General features: G+C 63.8%; 18 protein-coding genes. 5 read left to right on the forward strand and 13 right to left on the reverse strand.

Features of this window, described 5'->3' with window-relative positions:
• The first annotated feature begins 24 nt into the window (after positions 1-24).
• A complete protein-coding gene (locus PQ627_RS10020; protein ID WP_274260541.1) occupies positions 25-1,254 on the forward strand; it encodes a THUMP-like domain-containing protein in 1,230 nt (409 codons plus the stop codon).
• A 4-nt stretch (positions 1,255-1,258) separates the two neighbouring features.
• Here the strand turns inward: PQ627_RS10020 and PQ627_RS10025 are convergent, their stop codons facing one another.
• Genes PQ627_RS10025 through PQ627_RS10035 form a run of 3 tightly spaced genes read right to left on the reverse strand, consistent with a single transcriptional unit; the run spans position 1,259 to position 3,394 of the window.
• Entirely contained in the window at positions 1,259-2,071 is an 813-nt protein-coding gene (locus PQ627_RS10025; protein WP_144659486.1) for a shikimate 5-dehydrogenase, read from the reverse strand.
• A 30-nt stretch (positions 2,072-2,101) separates the two neighbouring features.
• Complete coding sequence (ykgO, locus tag PQ627_RS10030; RefSeq protein WP_011775528.1) at positions 2,102-2,224, reverse strand: type B 50S ribosomal protein L36; 123 nt, start codon at positions 2,222-2,224, stop codon at positions 2,102-2,104.
• 42 nt (positions 2,225-2,266) lie between these two features.
• The gene (locus PQ627_RS10035) at positions 2,267-3,394 is read right to left on the reverse strand and encodes a GTP-binding protein (RefSeq protein WP_274260548.1); all 1,128 of its coding nucleotides are present in this window, start codon (positions 3,392-3,394) and stop codon (positions 2,267-2,269) included.
• A gap of 179 nt (positions 3,395-3,573) precedes the next feature.
• On the opposite strand from PQ627_RS10035, the gene PQ627_RS10040 reads away from it, so the two are divergent.
• Positions 3,574-4,725: a glutamate--cysteine ligase gene (locus PQ627_RS10040; RefSeq protein WP_274260551.1), complete on the forward strand. Its 1,152-nt coding sequence runs from the start codon at positions 3,574-3,576 to the stop codon at positions 4,723-4,725.
• A gap of 75 nt (positions 4,726-4,800) precedes the next feature.
• Here PQ627_RS10040 and tsaD read toward each other — a convergent pair whose 3' ends face one another.
• Genes tsaD through PQ627_RS10070 form a run of 6 tightly spaced genes read right to left on the reverse strand, consistent with a single transcriptional unit; the run spans position 4,801 to position 10,093 of the window.
• Positions 4,801-5,937: a tRNA (adenosine(37)-N6)-threonylcarbamoyltransferase complex transferase subunit TsaD gene (gene tsaD, locus PQ627_RS10045; protein WP_274260553.1), complete on the reverse strand. Its 1,137-nt coding sequence runs from the start codon at positions 5,935-5,937 to the stop codon at positions 4,801-4,803.
• Positions 5,934-6,437, reverse strand: coding sequence for a ribosomal protein S18-alanine N-acetyltransferase (gene rimI, locus PQ627_RS10050; protein ID WP_274260555.1), 504 nt, complete (start codon positions 6,435-6,437; stop codon positions 5,934-5,936). The genes tsaD and rimI overlap by 4 nt, the downstream gene beginning before the upstream one ends.
• Positions 6,438-6,450: 13 nt before the next feature.
• Positions 6,451-7,122, reverse strand: a complete 672-nt coding sequence (tsaB, locus tag PQ627_RS10055; protein WP_274260557.1) for a tRNA (adenosine(37)-N6)-threonylcarbamoyltransferase complex dimerization subunit type 1 TsaB — start codon at positions 7,120-7,122, stop codon at positions 6,451-6,453.
• The gene (gene tsaE, locus PQ627_RS10060; protein WP_274260559.1) at positions 7,122-7,691 is read right to left on the reverse strand and encodes a tRNA (adenosine(37)-N6)-threonylcarbamoyltransferase complex ATPase subunit type 1 TsaE; all 570 of its coding nucleotides are present in this window, start codon (positions 7,689-7,691) and stop codon (positions 7,122-7,124) included. Before tsaE ends, tsaB begins: the two co-directional genes overlap by 1 nt.
• Positions 7,688-8,941, reverse strand: a complete 1,254-nt coding sequence (alr, locus tag PQ627_RS10065; protein WP_274260561.1) for an alanine racemase — start codon at positions 8,939-8,941, stop codon at positions 7,688-7,690. Before alr ends, tsaE begins: the two co-directional genes overlap by 4 nt.
• 57 nt (positions 8,942-8,998) lie before the next feature.
• On the reverse strand, positions 8,999-10,093 hold the full coding sequence (locus tag PQ627_RS10070) for a carbohydrate kinase family protein (RefSeq protein WP_274260563.1): 1,095 nt from the start codon (positions 10,091-10,093) through the stop codon (positions 8,999-9,001).
• Between the two features lie 47 nt (positions 10,094-10,140).
• On the opposite strand from PQ627_RS10070, the gene PQ627_RS10075 reads away from it, so the two are divergent.
• On the forward strand, positions 10,141-11,514 hold the full coding sequence (locus PQ627_RS10075; protein ID WP_274260565.1) for a family 4 glycosyl hydrolase: 1,374 nt from the start codon (positions 10,141-10,143) through the stop codon (positions 11,512-11,514).
• A 10-nt stretch (positions 11,515-11,524) separates the two neighbouring features.
• Here PQ627_RS10075 and PQ627_RS10080 read toward each other — a convergent pair whose 3' ends face one another.
• Positions 11,525-12,034, reverse strand: a complete 510-nt coding sequence (locus PQ627_RS10080) for a GNAT family N-acetyltransferase (RefSeq protein WP_274260567.1) — start codon at positions 12,032-12,034, stop codon at positions 11,525-11,527.
• A gap of 153 nt (positions 12,035-12,187) precedes the next feature.
• Between PQ627_RS10080 and mshA the strand changes: the two genes are divergently transcribed.
• Both mshA and PQ627_RS10090 read left to right on the forward strand, forming a co-directional pair.
• On the forward strand, positions 12,188-13,432 hold the full coding sequence (gene mshA, locus PQ627_RS10085) for a D-inositol-3-phosphate glycosyltransferase (RefSeq protein WP_274260569.1): 1,245 nt from the start codon (positions 12,188-12,190) through the stop codon (positions 13,430-13,432).
• Between the two features lie 101 nt (positions 13,433-13,533).
• Positions 13,534-15,222: a formate--tetrahydrofolate ligase gene (locus PQ627_RS10090; protein WP_274260571.1), complete on the forward strand. Its 1,689-nt coding sequence runs from the start codon at positions 13,534-13,536 to the stop codon at positions 15,220-15,222.
• Between the two features lie 286 nt (positions 15,223-15,508).
• Here PQ627_RS10090 and PQ627_RS10095 read toward each other — a convergent pair whose 3' ends face one another.
• The 3 genes from PQ627_RS10095 to treZ form a co-directional block, all read right to left on the reverse strand.
• Entirely contained in the window at positions 15,509-16,594 is a 1,086-nt protein-coding gene (locus PQ627_RS10095) for an inositol-3-phosphate synthase (RefSeq protein WP_274260573.1), read from the reverse strand.
• A gap of 170 nt (positions 16,595-16,764) precedes the next feature.
• Complete coding sequence (gene mgrA / locus PQ627_RS10100) at positions 16,765-17,802, reverse strand: L-glyceraldehyde 3-phosphate reductase (protein ID WP_274260576.1); 1,038 nt, start codon at positions 17,800-17,802, stop codon at positions 16,765-16,767.
• A gap of 82 nt (positions 17,803-17,884) precedes the next feature.
• On the reverse strand, positions 17,885-19,657 hold the full coding sequence (gene treZ, locus PQ627_RS10105; protein WP_274260578.1) for a malto-oligosyltrehalose trehalohydrolase: 1,773 nt from the start codon (positions 19,655-19,657) through the stop codon (positions 17,885-17,887).
• Positions 19,658-19,671: the final 14 nt, after the last annotated feature.

Consider the following 19,671-nt stretch of genomic DNA (forward strand, 5'->3'; position numbering starts at 1 on the left):
ACGCGCGACGTTAGGCTTGTACGCATGCCTCACGCACCGCAGGAACAGATCGCGCCCTTGCTGACCACTGAAGGATGGGAACTTCTTGCCTCGCTGGGGCCCTACCGGGAGGCCGATGCTTTCAGCACCAACGCCGAGCTCCGCAAGGCCGGCCACTCCCCCGAACTTGTTGCCGCCGTCCTGACGCAATCGCGCCTGCGGACCCGCGCCGAGGCCAAGTTCGGCGAATTCGCCCGCCAGATGCTCTTTACCCAGGCTGGCTTGGAACAGGCAACCCGATTGAATGTCGCCGCCCGCCACGCCGAACGATTCGCCCAGGCCGGCATCAGCCACGTCGCAGACCTCGGCTGCGGCCTGGGTGCCGACTCCATGGCGATGGCTTCCATGGACATCGCGGTCACTGCCGTGGAGATGGATGAAACCACCGCGGCCTGCGCCATGATCAACCTCATGCCTTTTCCTCATGCGAGCGTTGTGCACACGGACGCGGAGTCGGTGGACCTTGAAGGGATCGACGGCGTATGGCTGGATCCCGCCCGACGCACCACCTCCACCTCGGGAACCAAGAGGATCTGGGATCCGGAGGCCTTCTCCCCGCCCTTGTCGTTTGTTGAAAGCCTCGCCGCTACGGGGCGTGCGGTTGGCGTCAAGATGGGCCCGGGCATCCCCCACGACTCCGTTCCATCGGGTTGCGAGGTCCAGTGGGTCTCCGTCGGCGGCGACGTCACCGAGGCCACGCTGTGGTTCAACGGCGTTGCCCGGCCGGGCGTTCGCCGCGCGGCTTTGGTCCTTGGCAGCCAGGGTGCCGCGGAAATCACCAGCGGTGAGGATTTCGACGGCGGTCCGGCAGCCGCCGTCGGGCCTGTTGAAGGCTTCCTCTATGAGCCCGATGGTGCCGTGATCCGCGCGGGGCTGGTGGCCGACGTCGCCGAGCGGCTGGGCGGGCACCTGGTGGACGAGCACATCGCCTACATTTGTGCGCCCGAACTCCACGACACTCCCTTTGCCCGTGCCTACAAGGTGCTGGAGGTGATGCCATTCAACGTCAAGGCCCTCAAAGCCTGGGTCAAGAGCAACGGCATCACTGTCCTGGACATCAAGAAGCGTGGCACCGCAGTGACCCCCGAAGAGCTCCGCAAGCAACTGCTGCCGGGCAAGCCTGCCAAGGGCAAGGATGCAAAAACAGCCACCCTGGTCCTCACCAGGATCGGCGAGGAACGGGTGGCTGTTGTGGTGGAGCCGGTGACTGCCTGAGGCGTCAGCGACGCGAGAATTCAGAGGCTTCGCGCACCTGCCCGGGAGTCGGGCGCACCCCTGTGTAAAGGACGAACTGTTCCTCGGCTTGGATGGCGATGACTTCGGCCCCGGTAATGACCGGCTTTCCGGCAGCCCGCGCAGCAGTGATGAGCGGGGTTTCGGAGGGCAGGGCAACGACGTCGAAAACCACCTGCGCCGCGGCGATAGTGGCGTCATCGAAGGACTGCGCAGTTTCATCCGCTCCGGCCATGCCAAGCGGTGTGACGTTGATGATGAGGTCCGCGGTCGCTCCGTTGACGTCGTCCTGCCAGCCGAAACCGTACAGCTCCGCAAGAGCGCGGCCGGTGGTTTCATTGCGGGCCACAATGGTGACGGCGGTGAAGCCGGCATCCCGGAGGGCTGCCGCAACGGCCTTCGCCATACCCCCGGCACCGCGCAGCAGGACCGTGTGGCTTGTGGGAACCTCGTGGTCTTTCAGCAGCCGCGCAATGGCGATGTAGTCCGTGTTGTAGGCGGTCAGGACGCCGTCGTCGTTCACGATCGTGTTCACCGAATCGATGGCTTTGGCCGACGGATCCAGCACATCCACCAACGGGATGACGGCCTCTTTGTAGGGCATGGACACCGCGGCGCCCCGGATCGGGAGGCCGCGGATGCCAGCTACTGCAAGCGTGATGTCCGCAGGTGCGAATGCCTTGTAGATAAAGTTCAACCCGAGCAGATCGTACAGATAGTTGTGGAACCGGGTCCCGATATTGCTGGGGCGGGCCGCGAGCGAAATGCACAGGGACATGTCTTTATTCAGGATGGGCATTCCCCCATTAAACAACGGGCCGTTGACCGTTTAGCCTTGGCGCGCCTTCATCCGTGGGTTGTTCTTGTTGATGACGAATGTGCGGCCCCGCCTGCGGACGATTTGGGCGCCCGGGATCTTCTTCAGTGCACGCAGCGAGTTCCTGACCTTCATGGTGTTTCTCCTTTTTCTTTGGTGACTTGGCCTTGGAGGCTTCTACAGGGAGTTGCTCAGATCCAGCGGATCCTCCCACACGGCAAAATCCGCTTCCATCTCGGCTTCCGTGAGCTGGCAGCTGTCCAGGAGATCGCGGACTTCCTGCGCGTCGATGTCCTGCGCATAGCCGGTGAGGGCCAGGACGGTGCCCCGGTCGCCATGGTTTGGGTGCCAATCAAGGGCAGCGTCGACGTCCGTTCCGGGCACTGATTCAGGCCTGTCAGCCAACCATGCTCCGGTGCTTTCGAGCCACACCCGGGGCCCAATCCCCTGCACGGCAATCCGGGTTGCAGGGGCCGAGGCAATCCAGAGCCGCCCGCGCATCCAATGCGTTCCGCTGGCCAGGTGTGGCAGGGCGTCGCGGAAACGCCCCGGATGCAAGGGACGACCGGCCTTATGCAGCACTGTGGTGAAGGAACCTTGGGATTCGCTGACAGGAAGACGTACGACGCCGGGCTTGTTCCGGGCCGCCGCTTCGGCGGGGTCGAAGCACCCCGGCCGGAACGTGTCAGCCGGAGCCACGAGGTGGGCATGGGGCGCCAGCTCGCCCAGCAGTTCAACTCCCGTCAACCATGGTTCCGATCCTTCGCCCGGATTTCCGGACAACACCGAGCCCAGGCCCGGGGACATGAGCACGGTATCCACCTGCCCGAATTCTCCGACGAGGAACTCGCCGCTGGTGCGCTCGTCGCTGGGCATCGAGGTGAAGCCGGATTCGAACAGCGTGTGCCGGTCCCAGATCTGGTTGTCCACCTCCGCCGGGTCCAAGGCCAGCACTGCGTTGTCCACCACGACGGGGGCGTCCAGTCCGCGACGAAGCTCGTCCACGGCCATACCCGTGGCAACTCCTGGCGGCAGGCCCAGGACCACGTGGTCGAAGCCGCACGCGGCGAGCCGTTCCGCCGTCGGAATTACATCCAACCGGACTGTGCAGCTAAGGCAGCCGTGTTCCAACAGCGTCGTTTCCCGCTCGAAGAGCCGGCCATCGCGAAATACGCGACGAAGGACCAGCGATCCGTCCAGGAGGTCGTGGAGGACCACCACGGAATTGTCGTGGGTGCGGCCCAGCCGTTCTGCGGCGGCTTCGCGGCACTGACTGTCGAGGGAACTGACAACGGTGAAATGCATGAAATGACAATAATGCGAATGGTTCTCAATAGCAAGTTGCGGGCAAGGAACGGTTACGCTCCGTGATGCCGGATCTTTCCCCTGCATTAGACTTGATCCGACCGCTGGCGGCCCCGCAGCGGGGAACCACGCCCGGCCGGGGCAACCCCCAGCCGGAAAGTACATACCGAGGGGACTACGTGCAGATTGATTTTGCGCCATCAAGGCAATCGACACTGGGTGTGGAATGGGAGTTGGCGCTCGTCAATGCACGCACCGGAGAACTTGTCTCCGTGGCAAACGATGTCCTCAAAGGCGTGGCGGCAAACCACCCCGACCTCAACGAGGACGACGAACACCCCCATATCAAGCGCGAACTCCTCCTGAACACGGTGGAACTCGTCACCGGCATCTGCGAGACAGTCAAGGACGCCAAAGAGGACCTCAGCCGCTCCCTCGAAGCAGTACGGGAAGTCACCGATCCCATGGGCGTCGAAGTGTTCTGCGCCGGCAGCCATCCCTTCAGCCCTCCCCTGCTCCAGCCGGTCACAGACAAAGAGCGTTACGCCAAGCTGATCGAACGGACCCAATGGTGGGGACGCCAGATGGTCATCTACGGCGTGCACGTCCACGTGGGCATCGACCGCAAGGAAAAAGTCCTTCCGATCCTGGACGGTTTGGTCAACTTCTTCCCGCACTTCCAGGCGTTGTCGGCCTCCAGCCCCTACTGGGCCGGTGAAGAAACGGGCTACGCTTCCCAGCGCGCGCTCATGTTCCAGCAACTCCCGACGGCGGGACTGCCCTTCCAGTTCGACGCCTGGGAAGGCTACGAAGCCTACGTCCAGGACATGTTCACAACTGGTGTGATTGACGCGATCTCGGAGATCCGTTGGGACATCCGGCCTGTCGCAGCTTTGGGCACCATCGAGATGCGGATTTGCGACGGACTCGCCACGTTGGAGGAAGTGGGCGCGATCGCGGCGTTGACGCAGTGCCTGGTCCACGAGTTCTCCGGCATCCTCGACGCCGGTGGAACCATCCCCACCATGCCTCCGTGGCACGTGCAGGAAAACAAGTGGCGCGCTGCCCGCTACGGCATGGAAGCGATCATCATCCTCGACGCTGAAGGCAACGAAAAGCTGGTGACCGAGCACCTGGCCGAGACCTTGGAACGCTTGGAACCCATCGCTGCCGAACTCGGCTGCTCCGAGGAACTCAAGGACGTAGCGAAGATCATTGAACGGGGTGCCAGCTACCAGCGCCAGCGCCGCGTCGCCGCCGAACACAACGGCGACCTCCAGGCCGTGGTGATGGACCTGGTGCAGCAGATGCGCAAGGGCCCGGACGCCTAAGAGGCAACGCGGGGTCACTTATGGCCCATAATTCCCGTCGGGATGGGCCATAAGTGACCCCGCGTTGCTTGTTGGCTAGGCGGGCACCGACACCGTGGTGACCGGCATTGACGAATCCGGCGCGAACTCCACCCCGCTGGGTCCCACACCTGCCATGATCAGCTGGGCTCCGAGGGCAGCCACCATGGCTCCGTTGTCAGTGCACAAGTCCAACGGCGGTACGTGAAGCCTGATTCCGGCCGAGGTGCAGCGCTGCCCGGTAAGTTCCCGGAGCCGCGAGTTGGCGGCGACGCCACCTCCGAGCAGGAGGTCGGTGATGCCGTTCTCCTTGCAGGCCAGAATTGCCTTTGACGTGATGACATCCACCACGGCCTCCTGGAAAGCAGCCGCGATGTCCGCCACGGGCACTTCCTCGTCCCGTGCCTCGAACTGTTCCACGCAGCGTGCCACCGCGGTTTTCAAACCGCTGAAGGACCAGTCATAACGGTGCGGCCCCTTCTCCTCCGCGGTGCCCATGTACTTGGGCTGGGTCAGGCCGCGCGGGAAACGGATCGATTTGGGGTTGCCTTGGCGGGCCAGTTTGTCGATGGCAGGACCGCCCGGATAGCCAAGGCCCAGGATGCGCGCCACTTTGTCGTAGGCTTCCCCGGCGGCGTCATCGATGGTCGAGCCTAACAGCTCAACATCGTCCGTGATGCTGCGGATACGCAGGATTTCCGTGTGCCCACCCGATACCAGGAGTGCTCCCAGGTTCTCCGGCAACGTCCCGGCACCCAGGCCGGCGGCAGCACCGCCGTCGGGCTTTCCGTCCGCCCCGGGCCGCTTGTCCAGCAGGCCCACACCCACGTGAGCCACCAAGTGGTTGATCGCGTACAGCGGCTTTCCGGTAGCAACAGCCAGGGCCTTTGCCGCGCAGACTCCCACCATCAGTGCCCCTGCAAGGCCGGGTCCGGACGTCACGGCAATGGCGTCGACGTCGTCCAGGGTCACACCGGCTTCATGCAGTGACTCCTGCAAGGTGGGGACAAAGGCGTCGAGGTGTGCTCGGGAGGCAATCTCCGGGATCACCCCGCCGAACCGTACGTGCTCATCCATGGAGGATGAGACCGTGTTGGTGAGCAAAGTGGTTCCCCGGACGATGCCGACGCCGGTCTCATCGCAGGACGATTCGATGCCGAGCACCAAGGGCTGCTGCGGAACGGGCGTGCTCATGCTGTGGGTCCTTCCGGGGATGTGGCGTCGCCGAGCTGCAGTCGCATGATCAGGGCATCGGTGCCATCACGGTAGTAGCGCGGCCGAATGTGGATCTGTTCAAAGCCAAAGCGCAAGTACAGTTGCTGGGCGCGGGGGTTGTCTGCCCGGACCTCGAGCAGGACATCAGCCGCGCCGCGTCGCCGGGCTTCATCGATCAGTTCGGTCAACATGGCCGATCCGATCCCCTTGCCCTCATATTCGGGAACGACGGCGATCGTCTGCACATCCGCGATGGGTTCAATGCACATCAGGCCCGCGTACCCCACGATTTCGTTGCCCACCTCTGCCACCACATAACGGCGGGTCCCAGGCTGGGCCAATTCATCAATGAACATCTGGAGCGGCCAAGCGTCGACGGGGAAGAGCCGGCGCTCCAACGCCTCCACTTCCCGGATATCCGCGTGCCCCATGTCCCGCAGGGAAATCCCGGCGAGCTCCAGCTTCGGTGCCAATTTCACAGTTTCCGTCCGATCAGAGCGCGCGCTTACGGGGACCGGGCACCTGGGCATCCGACTCCCGCAAGTACAGCGGCGTGGAGTCCAGCAGTGGTTGCCCGGCGTTCAGGCGGGCCAAAGCAAATTGACCCAGGGAGGCGGCGTCCGGCTGTGTCGTGGCGAAGTCTTCGTCCGCACGCACGACGTCAGCGTACAAACCCGCACCCGCTCCAAAAACAGGCAGGTCCGGCAATTCAGAGGCGAAGCCGACGTGCGGGCCATCGACGAGTTCCGGAAGCTGCCCCTGGACATAAATGTAGCGGGCCCAGTAAACCTCTTTGCGCCTGGCATCCGTGGCCACCAGGAACTCCGGGACAGCAGCCGTGGACTCAGCCACTTCCAGCGCGATCGCATCCAGGCTCATCAGGCCGTACAGAGGCTTGTTCCATACGAAGGAAAGTGTCCGGGCGGTGGCAATGCCGGATCGGAGGCCGGTGAAAGGGCCGGGGCCCACTCCTGTGACGATGGCATCGATGTCAGCACCCGTAACGCCGGCGCCCGCCAGCAGCTTCTCAATGCCCGGGGCCAGCACTTCGGCGTGGCTGCGGGTGTCCTCCGTGGCGAACGAATCCACCACGCCTTCGATTGCGTCATCGGAAATGAGTGCGGCACTGGCCACAGCCGAGGTATCAATAGCCAGGATCAGCATCAGTTGCCTCCCAGTTCTGCGTTGTCAAGAATCGAGGGAGCCTCGGCCCACCGGGGACCGAAACCCCGGAAAACAATGGTGCGGGGCTCGTCGTCGTCATCGGTATCGAAGTCCAGCACATCCAGCGCCTCCGTGGACCTTTCGCCGCCGACGGACCTGTGCAGCTGAACTTCCAGCCGGCTCTCCGACAGGTGCTCTACCCGGTCGCGGCCCCACTCCACCACCGTGACGGCGGTATCCATGGTGTTCTCAAGATCGATGTCGTCGATCTCGGCGGCGGACTCCAGCCTGTAAGCGTCCACGTGGACAAGGTCAGGGCCGCCCGGCCGGGGCCCGTCAGGCAGGTTGGGGTGGATCCTGACCAACACGAAGGTGGGCGAGATGATGCCGGCACGAACGCCCAGGCCCTCCCCCAGCCCTTGCGTGAACGTGGTCTTGCCAGCACCGAGCTCGCCGGTCAGGACCAAAAGGTCACCGGCTTCAAGCACCCCGCCCAACCCCGCGGCGAGTGCGTGGGTCTGGTCCGCCGTCGTAACCGTCAACGTGCGCTCCCAAAGGGCTCCGCTCACAGCGCCGCCTTTTCAGGGTGGGCGGAAACAGCCGAGGATTCTTCCGCAGCCGCAGGTACCTCGTTGACGTAGCTGCGCGGTACCCGGGAGCTGATACGCGTGACGATCTCGTAGTTGTTGGTCCCGGCCGCGGCAGCCCAGTCATCTGCTGTGGGACCGTTATCTGCACCCTTACCGAACATGGTGGCCTCCGCGCCCTTGTAGGACGCCGCAGTCTCCGGGGTCATCGGTCCAAGGTCGATCACCATCTGGTCCATGGCGATCCTGCCAACCACAGGGTAGTTGACGCCGTTGACGCGGACCGGACCGCCGGTACCAATCCGGGGAACGCCGTCGGCATATCCCAACGGCACCAGGCCAAGGGTGCTCTCTTCGCTGGTCCTGTAGTTCAGTCCGTAGGAGACACCCTGGCCTTCAGGTACCTTCTTGCAGTTGGACAGGAGCGTGCGGACCGTCATTGCCGGGTGCAGGCCAAGTTCGGCCGAGGTAGCGCCCTCAAAGGGAGACAAACCATAGATCCCGAGGCCTACGCGGACGAGGTCGAAATGCGAGTCCGGGCGGGACAGGGTCGCTGGCGTGTTGGCGATATGCCGGACCTCGGTGTCCACACCTGCGTCCTCGGCCATGGCGATGGCTTCGCGGAACACGGCGAGTTGCTCATCGGTTTCCGGGCGTCGGGGTTCGTCAGCCACGGCCAGGTGCGAGAAGATACCGACCACCCGCAGCAGGCCCTGGTCCTGGTAGTCCATGGCCTGGCCCAGAAGCTCGTCCCAGTCGGCGATGGTGCAGCCGTTACGGCCCAGGCCGGTGTCCACTTTGAGGTGCACGCGTGCGGGCCGTTCCTGCTCCCGCGCTGCCGCGACGACAGCGTCAAGTTCCCAGCCCGAGATTCCGACGTCGATGCCGGCGGCTACGGCCGCTTGGAAGTTGCTCTCCCGGGTGTGCAGCCACGCAAGAAGCGGGGCGTCGATGCTGGCGGCCCTCAAGGCGAGGGCCTCGGAAATGTGGGCGACCCCCAACCAGGCGGCACCGGCGTCGAGGGCGGCCCGGGCGACCTGGACGGCGCCGTGGCCGTACGCGTCGGCTTTCACCACGGCCATCACGGCGGCAGGAGAGGCAATGCCGACGAACTGCCGGACATTGTGGCGCACTGCTTCGAGATCGATCACAGCGGACCGTTCAAGCACCGCCGCTTTGGCTATTGCGGCCTTTGAGCCGATCCCGATATCTGCAGCTGCTTCATAAGTCACCCTAGAGATTCTAGTGGTGCCAGTGAATTCGGGTTAACTGCGGGTGTGCTCCCAGCTCTACTGGGCGTCCGACAAGTGGGCTATCGTGGCACGCGCGCGACGTTGGGCTTCGGCCGGGATATCCTTCACGATCGGTTCCAGGAACGCGAAGCGACGCAACCATTGGCTGGATTGGCGTTCCTTCCGCGCGTTGGCCCGTTGCCACCAGTCCGCGATGTCACCCCACCCTGGCGCGGCCAAGGATCCGCCGACTTGTTGGACGGCCAGGGAGGCGCACAGGTTGGCGAAGCGGAGGCGGTCCCCCAGCCGCCATCCGGAGAGGCATCCCACAATGAAGGCCGCCCCGAAGCAGTCCCCCGCCCCCGTAGGATCCGCGGCCGAAACAGGCAAGGAGGGAACCCACTCTTCCTCACCGCTTTCGGAATCGACTGCCACCGCACCCTGGGGGCCAAGGGTCACCACCGCCACCGGAACGCGGTCGGCCAGGGCATACAACGCCGCCCAGGGATCGGACTTGCCGGTGAAGGCCATGGCCTCCGGCGCGTTGGGCAGGAAGGCATAGTAATTTTCGAGCTGGTCCAGCCTGCGCTCCGACCATTGTCCGGTCGGGTCCCATCCCACGACGCCGAAGAGCCTGGTGCCGGCTGCCTTTGCTGCAACCATCCACGGCTCCATCTCCTCTTCCAAGTCGGCCACTGCTGCGAGCGCCCGGGGAGGCTGGCCAATCAACTGGGATGAAGTGATCGGGGCAGGGTGGCCGTGCGTGACCATGGAGCGGTCCTGGTTCACGCACATGGAGACGGTCACGGGTGAGTGCCATCCGGGAATCCGCCGGGACAAGGACAGGTCCACGTGTTCCTGTGTTTCCAGGATCTGCCAGTTGTAGTCGCCGTAGCCGTCATCGCCAAAGGTGGCAGCAAGGTTGGTACGTAGTCCAAGCCGGGCTGCGGCGATGGCCTGGTTTGCGACTCCTCCCGGGCAGCTTCCCATCCCCTCGCTCCATACTTCCGTACCGGGTTCAGGTGCTTGGGGAAGGCCCGTGAAAATAATGTCTTGGAAGACCGTGCCGGTCAGGAGGAGATCGCATCCGGCGTCGGCGTCGGACCTCACGGCGGACAGGGGGTCGAATCGTCGCTGGGGCATAGCGTCCATGAACGGCACACTACGCCGGAGCTTGCAGGGCTGCATAGACTCGGAGCATGCGGCTCATGATCGCCGGTGGTGGCGGGTTCCGGGTTCCCCTTGTGTACCGGGCGTTGTGTGAGGGCCCGTTCGCCGGCCTGGTCAGCGAACTGGTGCTTTACGACGTCGACGATCAGCGGCTCAGGGCCATCCAGACCGTACTGAGCGCCATGCCAGTAACCTCCGGCTCCGTTCCCGCCGTCGTGGGCTGTACGGATCTTGACGAAGCGCTCACGGGGACCGACGTCGTATTCGCGGCCATCCGGCCCGGCGGAACGGCTGGCCGGATCGCTGATGAAGGCGTTCCGTTGTCCCTTGGCCTGCTGGGCCAGGAGACCACCGGCGCGGGGGGAATTTCCTATGCCCTTCGATCCATCCCCCGGATGCTGGAACTCGCCGAGGCCATGCTGCGTCATTGCCCCGAGGCCTGGTTGATCAACTTCACCAACCCTGCGGGAATGGTCACGGAGGCCTTGGTGCCGGTCCTTGGGAAGCGGGTCATCGGGATCTGCGATTCCGCCGGAGGACTGGTCCAGCGGGCATCGCGGGCGGCGGGCTTTGCGCTGGAGGAGGGAAATCTCGACGGCGTGGGCTACTACGGGCTGAACCACCTCGGCTGGCTCTACCGGCTGGCGCCAGGTGGAACGGAGCTGCTGCCCGGGTTGCTGCAGGATCGCACCGCCCTGGAGTCGCTGGAGGAAGGGCGGCTGTTCGGGCAACACCTCTTGGAGAGACTCCAGTGCATCCCCAACGAGTACCTGTACTACTACTACCAAACAGCGCAGGCCACGGCAGCCATCCGTGGACAAAGCCAGACCCGTGGGGCATCCATCCACCAACAGCAGCATTCCCTGTATCCGGAGTTGCTCCGGTCCGGCGATCCCTACGCCCTCTGGGACGCGGCGCGGCGGTCCCGAGAAGAGGGATACCTTGCCGAAGCCCGCCTCCACGGGGAACAACGGGATGAGGCCGACCTCGCCGGCGGCGGTTATGAGCGGGTGGCTTTGTCCGTCATGCGGGCTCTCGCGGGAGGCGGGACCGCCCAGCTCATCCTCAACGTGCCCAACGCGCCAGTGCTGGCGACTCACACCGCCGCTGGGGTGGCGGTGCCCGGGTTGCCGGCGGACGCCGTCGTCGAAGTCCCGTCCCAGGTGACGCCCGACGGCGCGGTGGCGGTTGCGCAGGATCGCCCGCCCGGGCAGTTCCTCACCTTGATGCAGCACGTCAAGGAGGTGGAGCGGCTCACGATCCGCGCGGTGCGCGAGCACGACCGCGAGGCAGCTGTCCAGGCCTTTGCCTCGCATCCGTTGGTTGGATCGGAACTGTTGGGCCGGCAACTGCTCGCGGGGTATGAGGAGGCATTTCCCACGCTGGCCGGGCTCTGGGAGTGACGCTCCGGCTTTACAGCTTGCGGTACATCACGTGCAGGCCGACGTAGCCGATCTCAGGGTGGTTGAAGGCCTCCGGGACGGTGGCGAGGATACGGAACCCCATCGACTGCCACAGCCATACGGCCCTGACGTTGCTCTCCACCACGGCGTTGTATTGCATTGAGTAGAAACCTGAGGCTTTGGCCTCCTCAAGGGAGTATGCGCAGAGAGCGCGGGCAATACCCTGGCCCGAATGGTTGGCCGCCACCATATAGCCTGCGTTGGCCACGTGGCTTCCGCCGCCGCCCTGGTTGGCATGGAACTCACCGGTGCCCAGGATCTTGCCGGTTTCCTTGTCCACGGCAACAAAGGTCTGGCCGGGAGCTTCCTTGGTCCACTTGGCCTTGGCCGCTTCCTCGGTGGTGTCCCGGTCCCAGGTGAAGGTCTCGCCTTCACGGATCACGGGCTCCAGGATGGACCAGATCCCGGCCCAGTCCTCTGCGCTTGCCTTGCGGATGTCGAAGGTTTGTTCTTGGCTCACAGGCCACACGCTAGCAGCCTGGTAGGGCGGGGGTTTTCCACATAGCGGCGACTTTCCAGCGACTGTCCACATACCGGGGGGCACTTTCCCGGGGCATGCACCGGCAGGAGTAGTGTTTTCTGCAGTGAAGTGGTGAAAGTCAGGAGGGATGCCATGCCGATGGTCCGTCGTGTGGCGTTCCTGTCGCTGCATACCTCCCCCATGGAGCAGCCCGGCGCCGGCGATGCCGGCGGAATGAATGTCTACGTTCGAGCTTTGGCAATGGCCCTCGCTGAATCCGGCGTGGAGGTGGAGATTTTCACCCGGGCCACCAAAGCCAGCCAGCCCGCCGTCGAGCATCCGGGCCCGGGCGTGTGCGTCCACAACATTCCCGCCGGACCCCGCCGCAAGGTTCCCAAGGAAGAACTGCCCGAACTCCTGCACCAGATGGTGGTGGAGATAGACAACATTCGGAACCGGCAGCTGCATGGCCGTTACGACGCCATCCATTCCCACTATTGGGTTTCCGGTGTTGCGGGCCTGGAACTGTCCGCTTTGTGGGGCGTCCCACTGGTGCACACCATGCACACCATGGCGAAGGTGAAGAACCTGGTGCTGCAACCGGGCGAACATCCGGAGCCGCGACGCCGGGAGAACGGCGAGCAACGGATTGTCGACGGCGCCGACCGCCTGATTGCCAACACCCCCGCCGAGGCTGATGAGCTCGTGTCGCACTATGGAGCGGACCGTGACCGCATTGATGTCGCTCCGCCCGGTGTGGACCTGAACATTTTCACGCCCGCTTTCCGCAAGAAGTCCCGCGCCAGGCTGGACGTGCGGCCGAACAGCTTCCATATCCTGTTCGCAGGCCGGATCCAGCGGCTCAAGGGCCCCCAGATTTTTGTCAAGGCCGCCAGCATCCTCCGTCAGCGGCGACCCGACATTGACCTGGAAATGACCATTCTTGGTGCGCTCAGCGGGGCCAAGGACTTCAATCTCCAGCAAATCATCAGCGACGCCGGAATGGACGACGTCGTTACTCACCGCCCGCCGGTGGTGGCGACGGAGTTGGCTGGCTGGTTCCGCTCGGCCGACGTCGTAGTGATGCCTTCCTTCAGTGAATCCTTCGGTCTGGTCGCTTTGGAAGCACAGGCGTGCGGCACGCCCGTGGTTGCCACCAACGTCGGAGGGCTCTCCCGGGCCATCTCGGATGGCCGCACCGGCATCCTCGTGGACGGACACAACCCCTCCGACTGGGCAGATGCCCTCGAGGATCTGTACGACGACGTGCAAACCCGCGAAGACATGGGCAGGCTCGCTGCCACCCACGCTGAATCCTTCGGGTGGCAACGCACGGCTGCCATCACTCTGGAGAGCTACCGCGAAGCCGTCGGAGGACTGCTGCTCCCCAGGGGTTGAGGTTCCTCAGCATCCTGCCCCAGTGCTGGTAGATTGGCGCGCACAGCGTCTGCGCCACAAGCGTCAGCCCTGAAACGGGAACATCCAGCCGAAGGACAACGATGTCTGAAGACCAGGTCTTGAGTGATCTTGAGATTGCCCATCAAGCCGCCATCCTCCCCATCGAGGAGATCGCCCAGAGAGCCGGCATCCCGCGTGACGCCCTGGAGTTGTACGGGCCTTACAAAGCGAAGATCAACACTGGCAAGCTGGTTGTTCCCGGGAACAAGTCACCGGGAAAAGTGGTCCTGGTCTCTGCCATGTCCCCCACCCCGGCGGGCGAGGGCAAGTCGACCACAACGGTGGGCCTTGCCGATTCCCTGGCACGTGCGGGCCACAAGGTGATGATTGCCCTCAGGGAGCCTTCACTGGGTCCCATTCTTGGAATGAAGGGCGGGGCCACGGGCGGCGGATATTCCCAGGTCCTGCCGATGGACGACATCAATCTGCACTTCACCGGGGATTTCCACGCGATCACCTCAGCGAACAACGCACTCATGGCGTTGGTGGACAACCACATCTTCCAAGGTAACCAGCTTGGCATCGATCCACGGCGCATGACGTTCAAACGCGTGCTGGACATGAATGACCGTGCTTTGCGGGAAGTGGTCATAGGCCTCGGCGGCCCCGCCCAGGGCGTACCGCGCCAGGACGGCTTCGACATCACCGTGGCGTCGGAAATCATGGCCGTGTTCTGCCTGGCCTCTGACCTGGACGATCTGCGGACCCGACTGGGCCGGATCACCTTTGGGTACACCTACGACCGCGCACCGGTGACCGTGGCTGATCTCGGCGTTGAAGGCGCGCTCACCATGCTGCTGAAGGACGCCATCAAGCCAAACCTTGTCCAGACCATCGCCGGGACTCCGGCATTGGTTCACGGAGGTCCATTCGCGAACATCGCCCATGGATGCAACTCATTGATCGCCACCAGGACGGCCATGCAGCTGGCTGACGTCGTGGTCACCGAAGCCGGCTTCGGCGCGGACCTTGGCGCAGAAAAGTACATGGACATCAAGGCGCGCATCGCAGACGTGGCGCCATCCGCCGTCGTGGTTGTTGCCACCATCCGCGCGCTCAAAATGCAAGGCGGAGTTCCCAGGGAGCGCCTCAGTGAACCGGACCTGGACGCGATGGCGGCCGGGGTGGAGAACCTTAGGAGGCATCTGCGGAACGTGGCCAAGTTCGGCATCACGCCTGTTGTCTCCATTAACAAGTTCGCCACTGATACGCCCGAGGAACTCGAATGGCTCTTGTCCTGGTGCGCCACCGAAGGCGTGGAGGCCGCCGTCGCCGATGTCTGGGGTCGCGGCGGTGGTGGCGACGGCGGAGACGAGCTCGCAGCCAAGGTGGCGGCCGCATTGGGCGCGGCGTCGGACTTCCACCACCTCTATCCGCTGGAGCTGCCCGTCGAGGACAAGATCCGGACGATTGTGCAGGAGATCTATGGGGCCGACGGCGTCGAATTCTCGGTGCCTGCGTTGCGTCGGCTGGCGGAGATCGAGAAGAACGGCTGGTCCGGCATGCCGGTCTGCATGGCAAAGACGCAGTATTCATTCACCGATGACGCCTCCCGGATCGGCGCGCCCAAGGGTTTCAGGGTGCATGTCCGGGACCTGATTCCCAAAACCGGTGCGGGCTTCATCGTCGCCTTGACCGGGGCCGTCATGACGATGCCCGGGCTGCCCAAGGAACCGGCCGCGATGCGCATGGACGTCGACGCCGACGGCAACCCCACCGGCCTCTTCTGACCCTCTCTCACATCCCCCGTGTTTCCTCCAAACCCTCTCTCACGTCCCGACCGCTTCACCCCATCCCTCACTCACGTCCCGACCGCTTCATCCCAAACCCTCCTCCATTGGGGTGGGGAACATGAGAGAGGGACCCGCCCAAACCCCGGGAACATGAGAGAGCGACCCGCCCAAACCCCGGGAACATGAGAGAGGGACCCGCACAAACCCCGGGAACGTGAGAGAGGCCCCGAAACGACTGACGCCCCCGCACAGAAGTGCGGGGGCGTCAGAGATAGCGCGGTGTTTAGCGCTCGATGTCGCCGCGGATGAAGGCTTCAACCTTCTCACGGGCGATGTCGTCGTTGAACTGCTCCGGCGGCGACTTCATGAAGTAGCTGGAGGCAGAGAGCAGCGGGCCGCCGACTCCACGGTCCAGGCCGATCTTGGCGGCGCGGATGGCGTCGATGATCACGCCGGCGGAGTTCGGGGAATCCCATACCTCAAGCTTGTACTCGAGGGAAACCGGGGCATCGCCGAAGTTGCGGCCCTCAAGGCGGACGAATGCCCACTTGCGGTCATCAAGCCAGGCAACGTAGTCGGACGGTCCGATGTGGACGTCGTCGGCGTGCAGCTCGGCCTCGACGTTGGAGGTGACGGCCTGGGTCTTGGAGATCTTCTTGGATTCCAAGCGGTCGCGCTCAAGCATGTTCTTGAAGTCCATGTTGCCGCCGACGTTCAGCTGGTACGTACGGTCCAGGGTGACGCCGCGGTCTTCAAACAGCTTGGCCATGACGCGGTGGGTGATGGTGGCACCGATCTGGCTCTTGATGTCGTCGCCAACAATCGGCACGCCTGCTTCGGTGAACTTGTCGGCCCATTCCTTGGTACCGGCAATGAACACGGGGAGGGCGTTCACAAAGGCGACGCCGGCGTCGATGGCGCACTGGGCGTAGAACTTTGCAGCCTGCTCAGAACCGACGGGCAGGTAGCAGACCATGACGTCGACCTTGGCTTCGCGGAGGGCGGCAACGACGTCGACTGCTTCCTCGGGGGCCTCAACGATGGTCTCGCGGTAGTACTTCCCCAAGCCGTCCAGGGTGTGGCCACGCTGAACGGTGACGCCCGTGGCGGGGACGTCGGCGATCTTGATGGTGTTGTTTTCGCTGGCGCCGATGGCGTCCGCCAGGTCCAGTCCAACCTTCTTGCTATCGACATCGAAAGCAGCAACGAACTGGACGTCGTTTACGTGGTACTGGCCGAACTCGACGTGCATCAGACCCGGGATCGTGGCCTTGGGGTCAGCGTCGCGGTAGTACTGAACACCTTGGACCAGCGATGCGGCGCAGTTTCCTACGCCGACAATGGCAACACGAATCGGATGTGAAGACACGGAACTCCTTTGAGAACTAAAGCTCAGGTGCCAAGCGCAAAACCCTGACTGAGCACAGGGCGCGGCTGATTGGCACGGCGCCATTCGGCGCACACTTGCATTGTAGCCAACAGGGAAGGGACCGGCTTTGTTCCCCGCCGGTCCCTTCCGTTTATGTCGTTACTGGACGGTTACTTCTGCGCCCACAGGTTGATGTCGGATTCGACGGCGAACTCGTCGATCGCCGTCAGTTCTTCCGTGCTGAATTCCAGGTTGTTGATGGCACTGAGGGTGTCTTCGAGCTGCGTCACGCTCGAGGCACCGATCAACGCCGACGTCACCGGAGAACCCTTTGGCTGGTCCCGGAGGATCCAGGCTACGGCCATTTGGGCGAGCGTCTGCCCACGCTCCTTGGCGATGGCGTTCAGCCCACGAACACGGTCAAGTTTGTCTTCGGTCAGCTGCGACTCGGACAGGAACCGTTCCTTGGCCGCGCGTGAATCCGCCGGCACTCCGTTGAGGTAGCGGTCGGTCAGCATCCCCTGTGCCAGCGGCGAGAAGGCGATGGAACCGGCACCTACCTGGTCCAGGGTTTCGTAGAGGTTGGGTGAGCCGTTCTCGGTCCAGCGGTTCAGCATCGAATAGCTCGGCTGGTGGATCAGGAGCGGAGTGCCAAGTTCCTTGAGGATTCGGGCCGCTTCGAGGGTCTGCTCCGGGGTGTAGGAAGAGATACCCGCGTACAGCGCCTTGCCTGAGCGGACCGCGTAATCCAATGCGCCCATGGTTTCTTCCAGCGGCGTCTCGGGGTCGGGCCGGTGGCTGTAGAAGATGTCAACGTAATCCAGGCCCATGCGTTCGAGGGACTGGTCGAGGCTGGAAATCAGGTACTTGCGCGAGCCCCACTCTCCGTAGGGTCCAGGCCACATGTAGTAGCCGGCCTTGGTGGAGATAACCAGCTCGTCGCGGTAGGGCTTGAAGTCGTCCTTCAGGTGACGCCCGAAGTTCGTTTCAGCAGATCCGTCCGGCGGACCGTAGTTGTTGGCGAGGTCGAAGTGGTTGACTCCGAGATCGAAAGCACGTCGCAGGATGGCGCGTTGCTCGTCGAATCGCTTGTCGTCGCCGAAGTTGTGCCAAAGGCCCAACGAGATGGCGGGCAGCTTGAGTCCGCTGCGTCCAACACGGCGGTAGGGCATTGTTTCGTAGCGGTTTTCCGCGGCCGAATAAGTCATACGCACCATCCTGCCACTGCAGAAACCGGGGCGACGGCGTTGTCCGCCATGTGGGCGCCGTCACCCCGGCCTGGTGGTTGCTTCAGCTGACGCGTACGACGGCGGCGCTACCGCCGGGAAGCGTCAGCGTGTCCTCGTCGAGGACTGCTTCAGGGTCGGTGGCCAGCAACAGTGAGCCTTGGAGGGGGGTCGAGAGTGCGTCCTCACCCAGGTTGCACACCACGCGGACACTGCCGCGGGAGAACTGCAGCCAGTGCTCGTCGTCGTCGAACTCCACGGAGGTATCTCCAAAGCCGCCGTCGACGAGTTCAGGCGTGTTCCGGCGCAGCTGTGCTAAATCCTTGTACAGCTGCAGCAGCCGTGCGTGGTCCCCTTCGCCGGCTTCCTCCCACTTGAGCTTGGAGCGCTGGAACGTCTCGGGATCCTGGGGATCGGGCACGACGGCCGGATCCCACCCCATCCGTTCGAACTCCTTGATCCGGCCCTCGGCTGTAGCCTTGCCCAGGTCCGGTTCCGGGTGGGAAGTGAAGAACTGCCATGGAGTTGACGCCCCGAACTCCTCTCCCATGAACAACATGGGCGTAAATGGAGAGGTCATGGTCAGGACTGCCCCAACAGCCAATTTGCCGTAGGACAACGACGCCGTGAGCCTGTCGCCGGTTGCCCGGTTTCCGATCTGGTCGTGGTTTTGGAGGCACACCACCAGAGCCGAGGGGTGGGCGAGGTCGTGCCGGATGGGCCGTCCGTGGTGGCGTTCCCGGAAGCTCGAGTAGCTTCCATCATGGAAGAAGCCGTGCTCAAGGACCTTGGCCAATACGGACAACGAATCGAAGTCCGAATAATAGCCGGTGGTCTCCCCGCTGAGGTTGACGTGGACTGCATGGTGGAAGTCGTCGCTCCACTGGCCTTCCAGACCGTAGCCGTTGTCCTTGCGGGGGTAGATCAGGCGCGGGTTGTTCAGATCCGATTCCGCAATCAGGGTCCGTGGGATCCCCGTTTCGGATTCGATCTGGTCCCCCAACGCCCCGAAGTCCTCGAGGATGTGCACGGCACGCTCATCACGGAGGGCGTGCACGGCATCGAGGCGGAGTCCGTCCACGTGGTAATCCCGGAGCCACATCGCGGCGTTCTCCAGGATGTAGCGCCGCACATCGTCCGAGCCCGGGCCGTCAAGATTCACTGAGTCGCCCCAGGTGTTGCCCTCCCCCGATTTCAGGTAGGGCCCGAACTTTGGCAGGTAGTTCCCGCTGGGACCGAGGTGGTTGTAGACAACGTCCTGGATGACTCCGAGCCCCGCCGTATGCGCAGCATCAACAAAGCGCTGGTAGGCGGCCGGGCCACCGTAGGGCTCGTGGACGGCGTACCAAAGAACACCGTCGTAGCCCCAGTTGTGCACCCCATTGAACCCGTTGACCGGCAGGAGCTCGATGAAATCGATGCCCAGGTCCACCAGGTAGTCCAATTTCGCAGCGGCAGCATCCAGCGTGCCCTCGGGGGTGAAGGTTCCGAGGTGCAGCTCGTAGATGACCGAGCCCTTGAGGTTCTTCCCCTTCCACCCGCCGTCCTTCCACTCATGGATGGAAGGGTCGAAAATTGCGGACAGCCCATGGACTCCCTCCGGCTGCCGCCGTGAGCGTGGGTCAGGGAACGGCCCTTCTCCATCCACGAGATAGCCGTACGACACGCCGTCGGCATCCTGCGCCACGACGTCAGCCGGCGCGTGCCACCAACCGTGAGCGGCGGCGTCGTCGAACTGCTCCATGCCGTACTCGTGGCCTCCGGCCACCAGCCGAACGCTCTTGGCGTTCGGCGCCCACACATCAAATCTATTTTTTCCAGCAGCGTGCTTGAGCATGATGTTCCCCTGTA

This window comes from Paenarthrobacter sp. AB444 (assembly GCF_028736865.1).
Lineage (GTDB): Bacteria > Actinomycetota > Actinomycetes > Actinomycetales > Micrococcaceae > Arthrobacter > Arthrobacter nicotinovorans_B.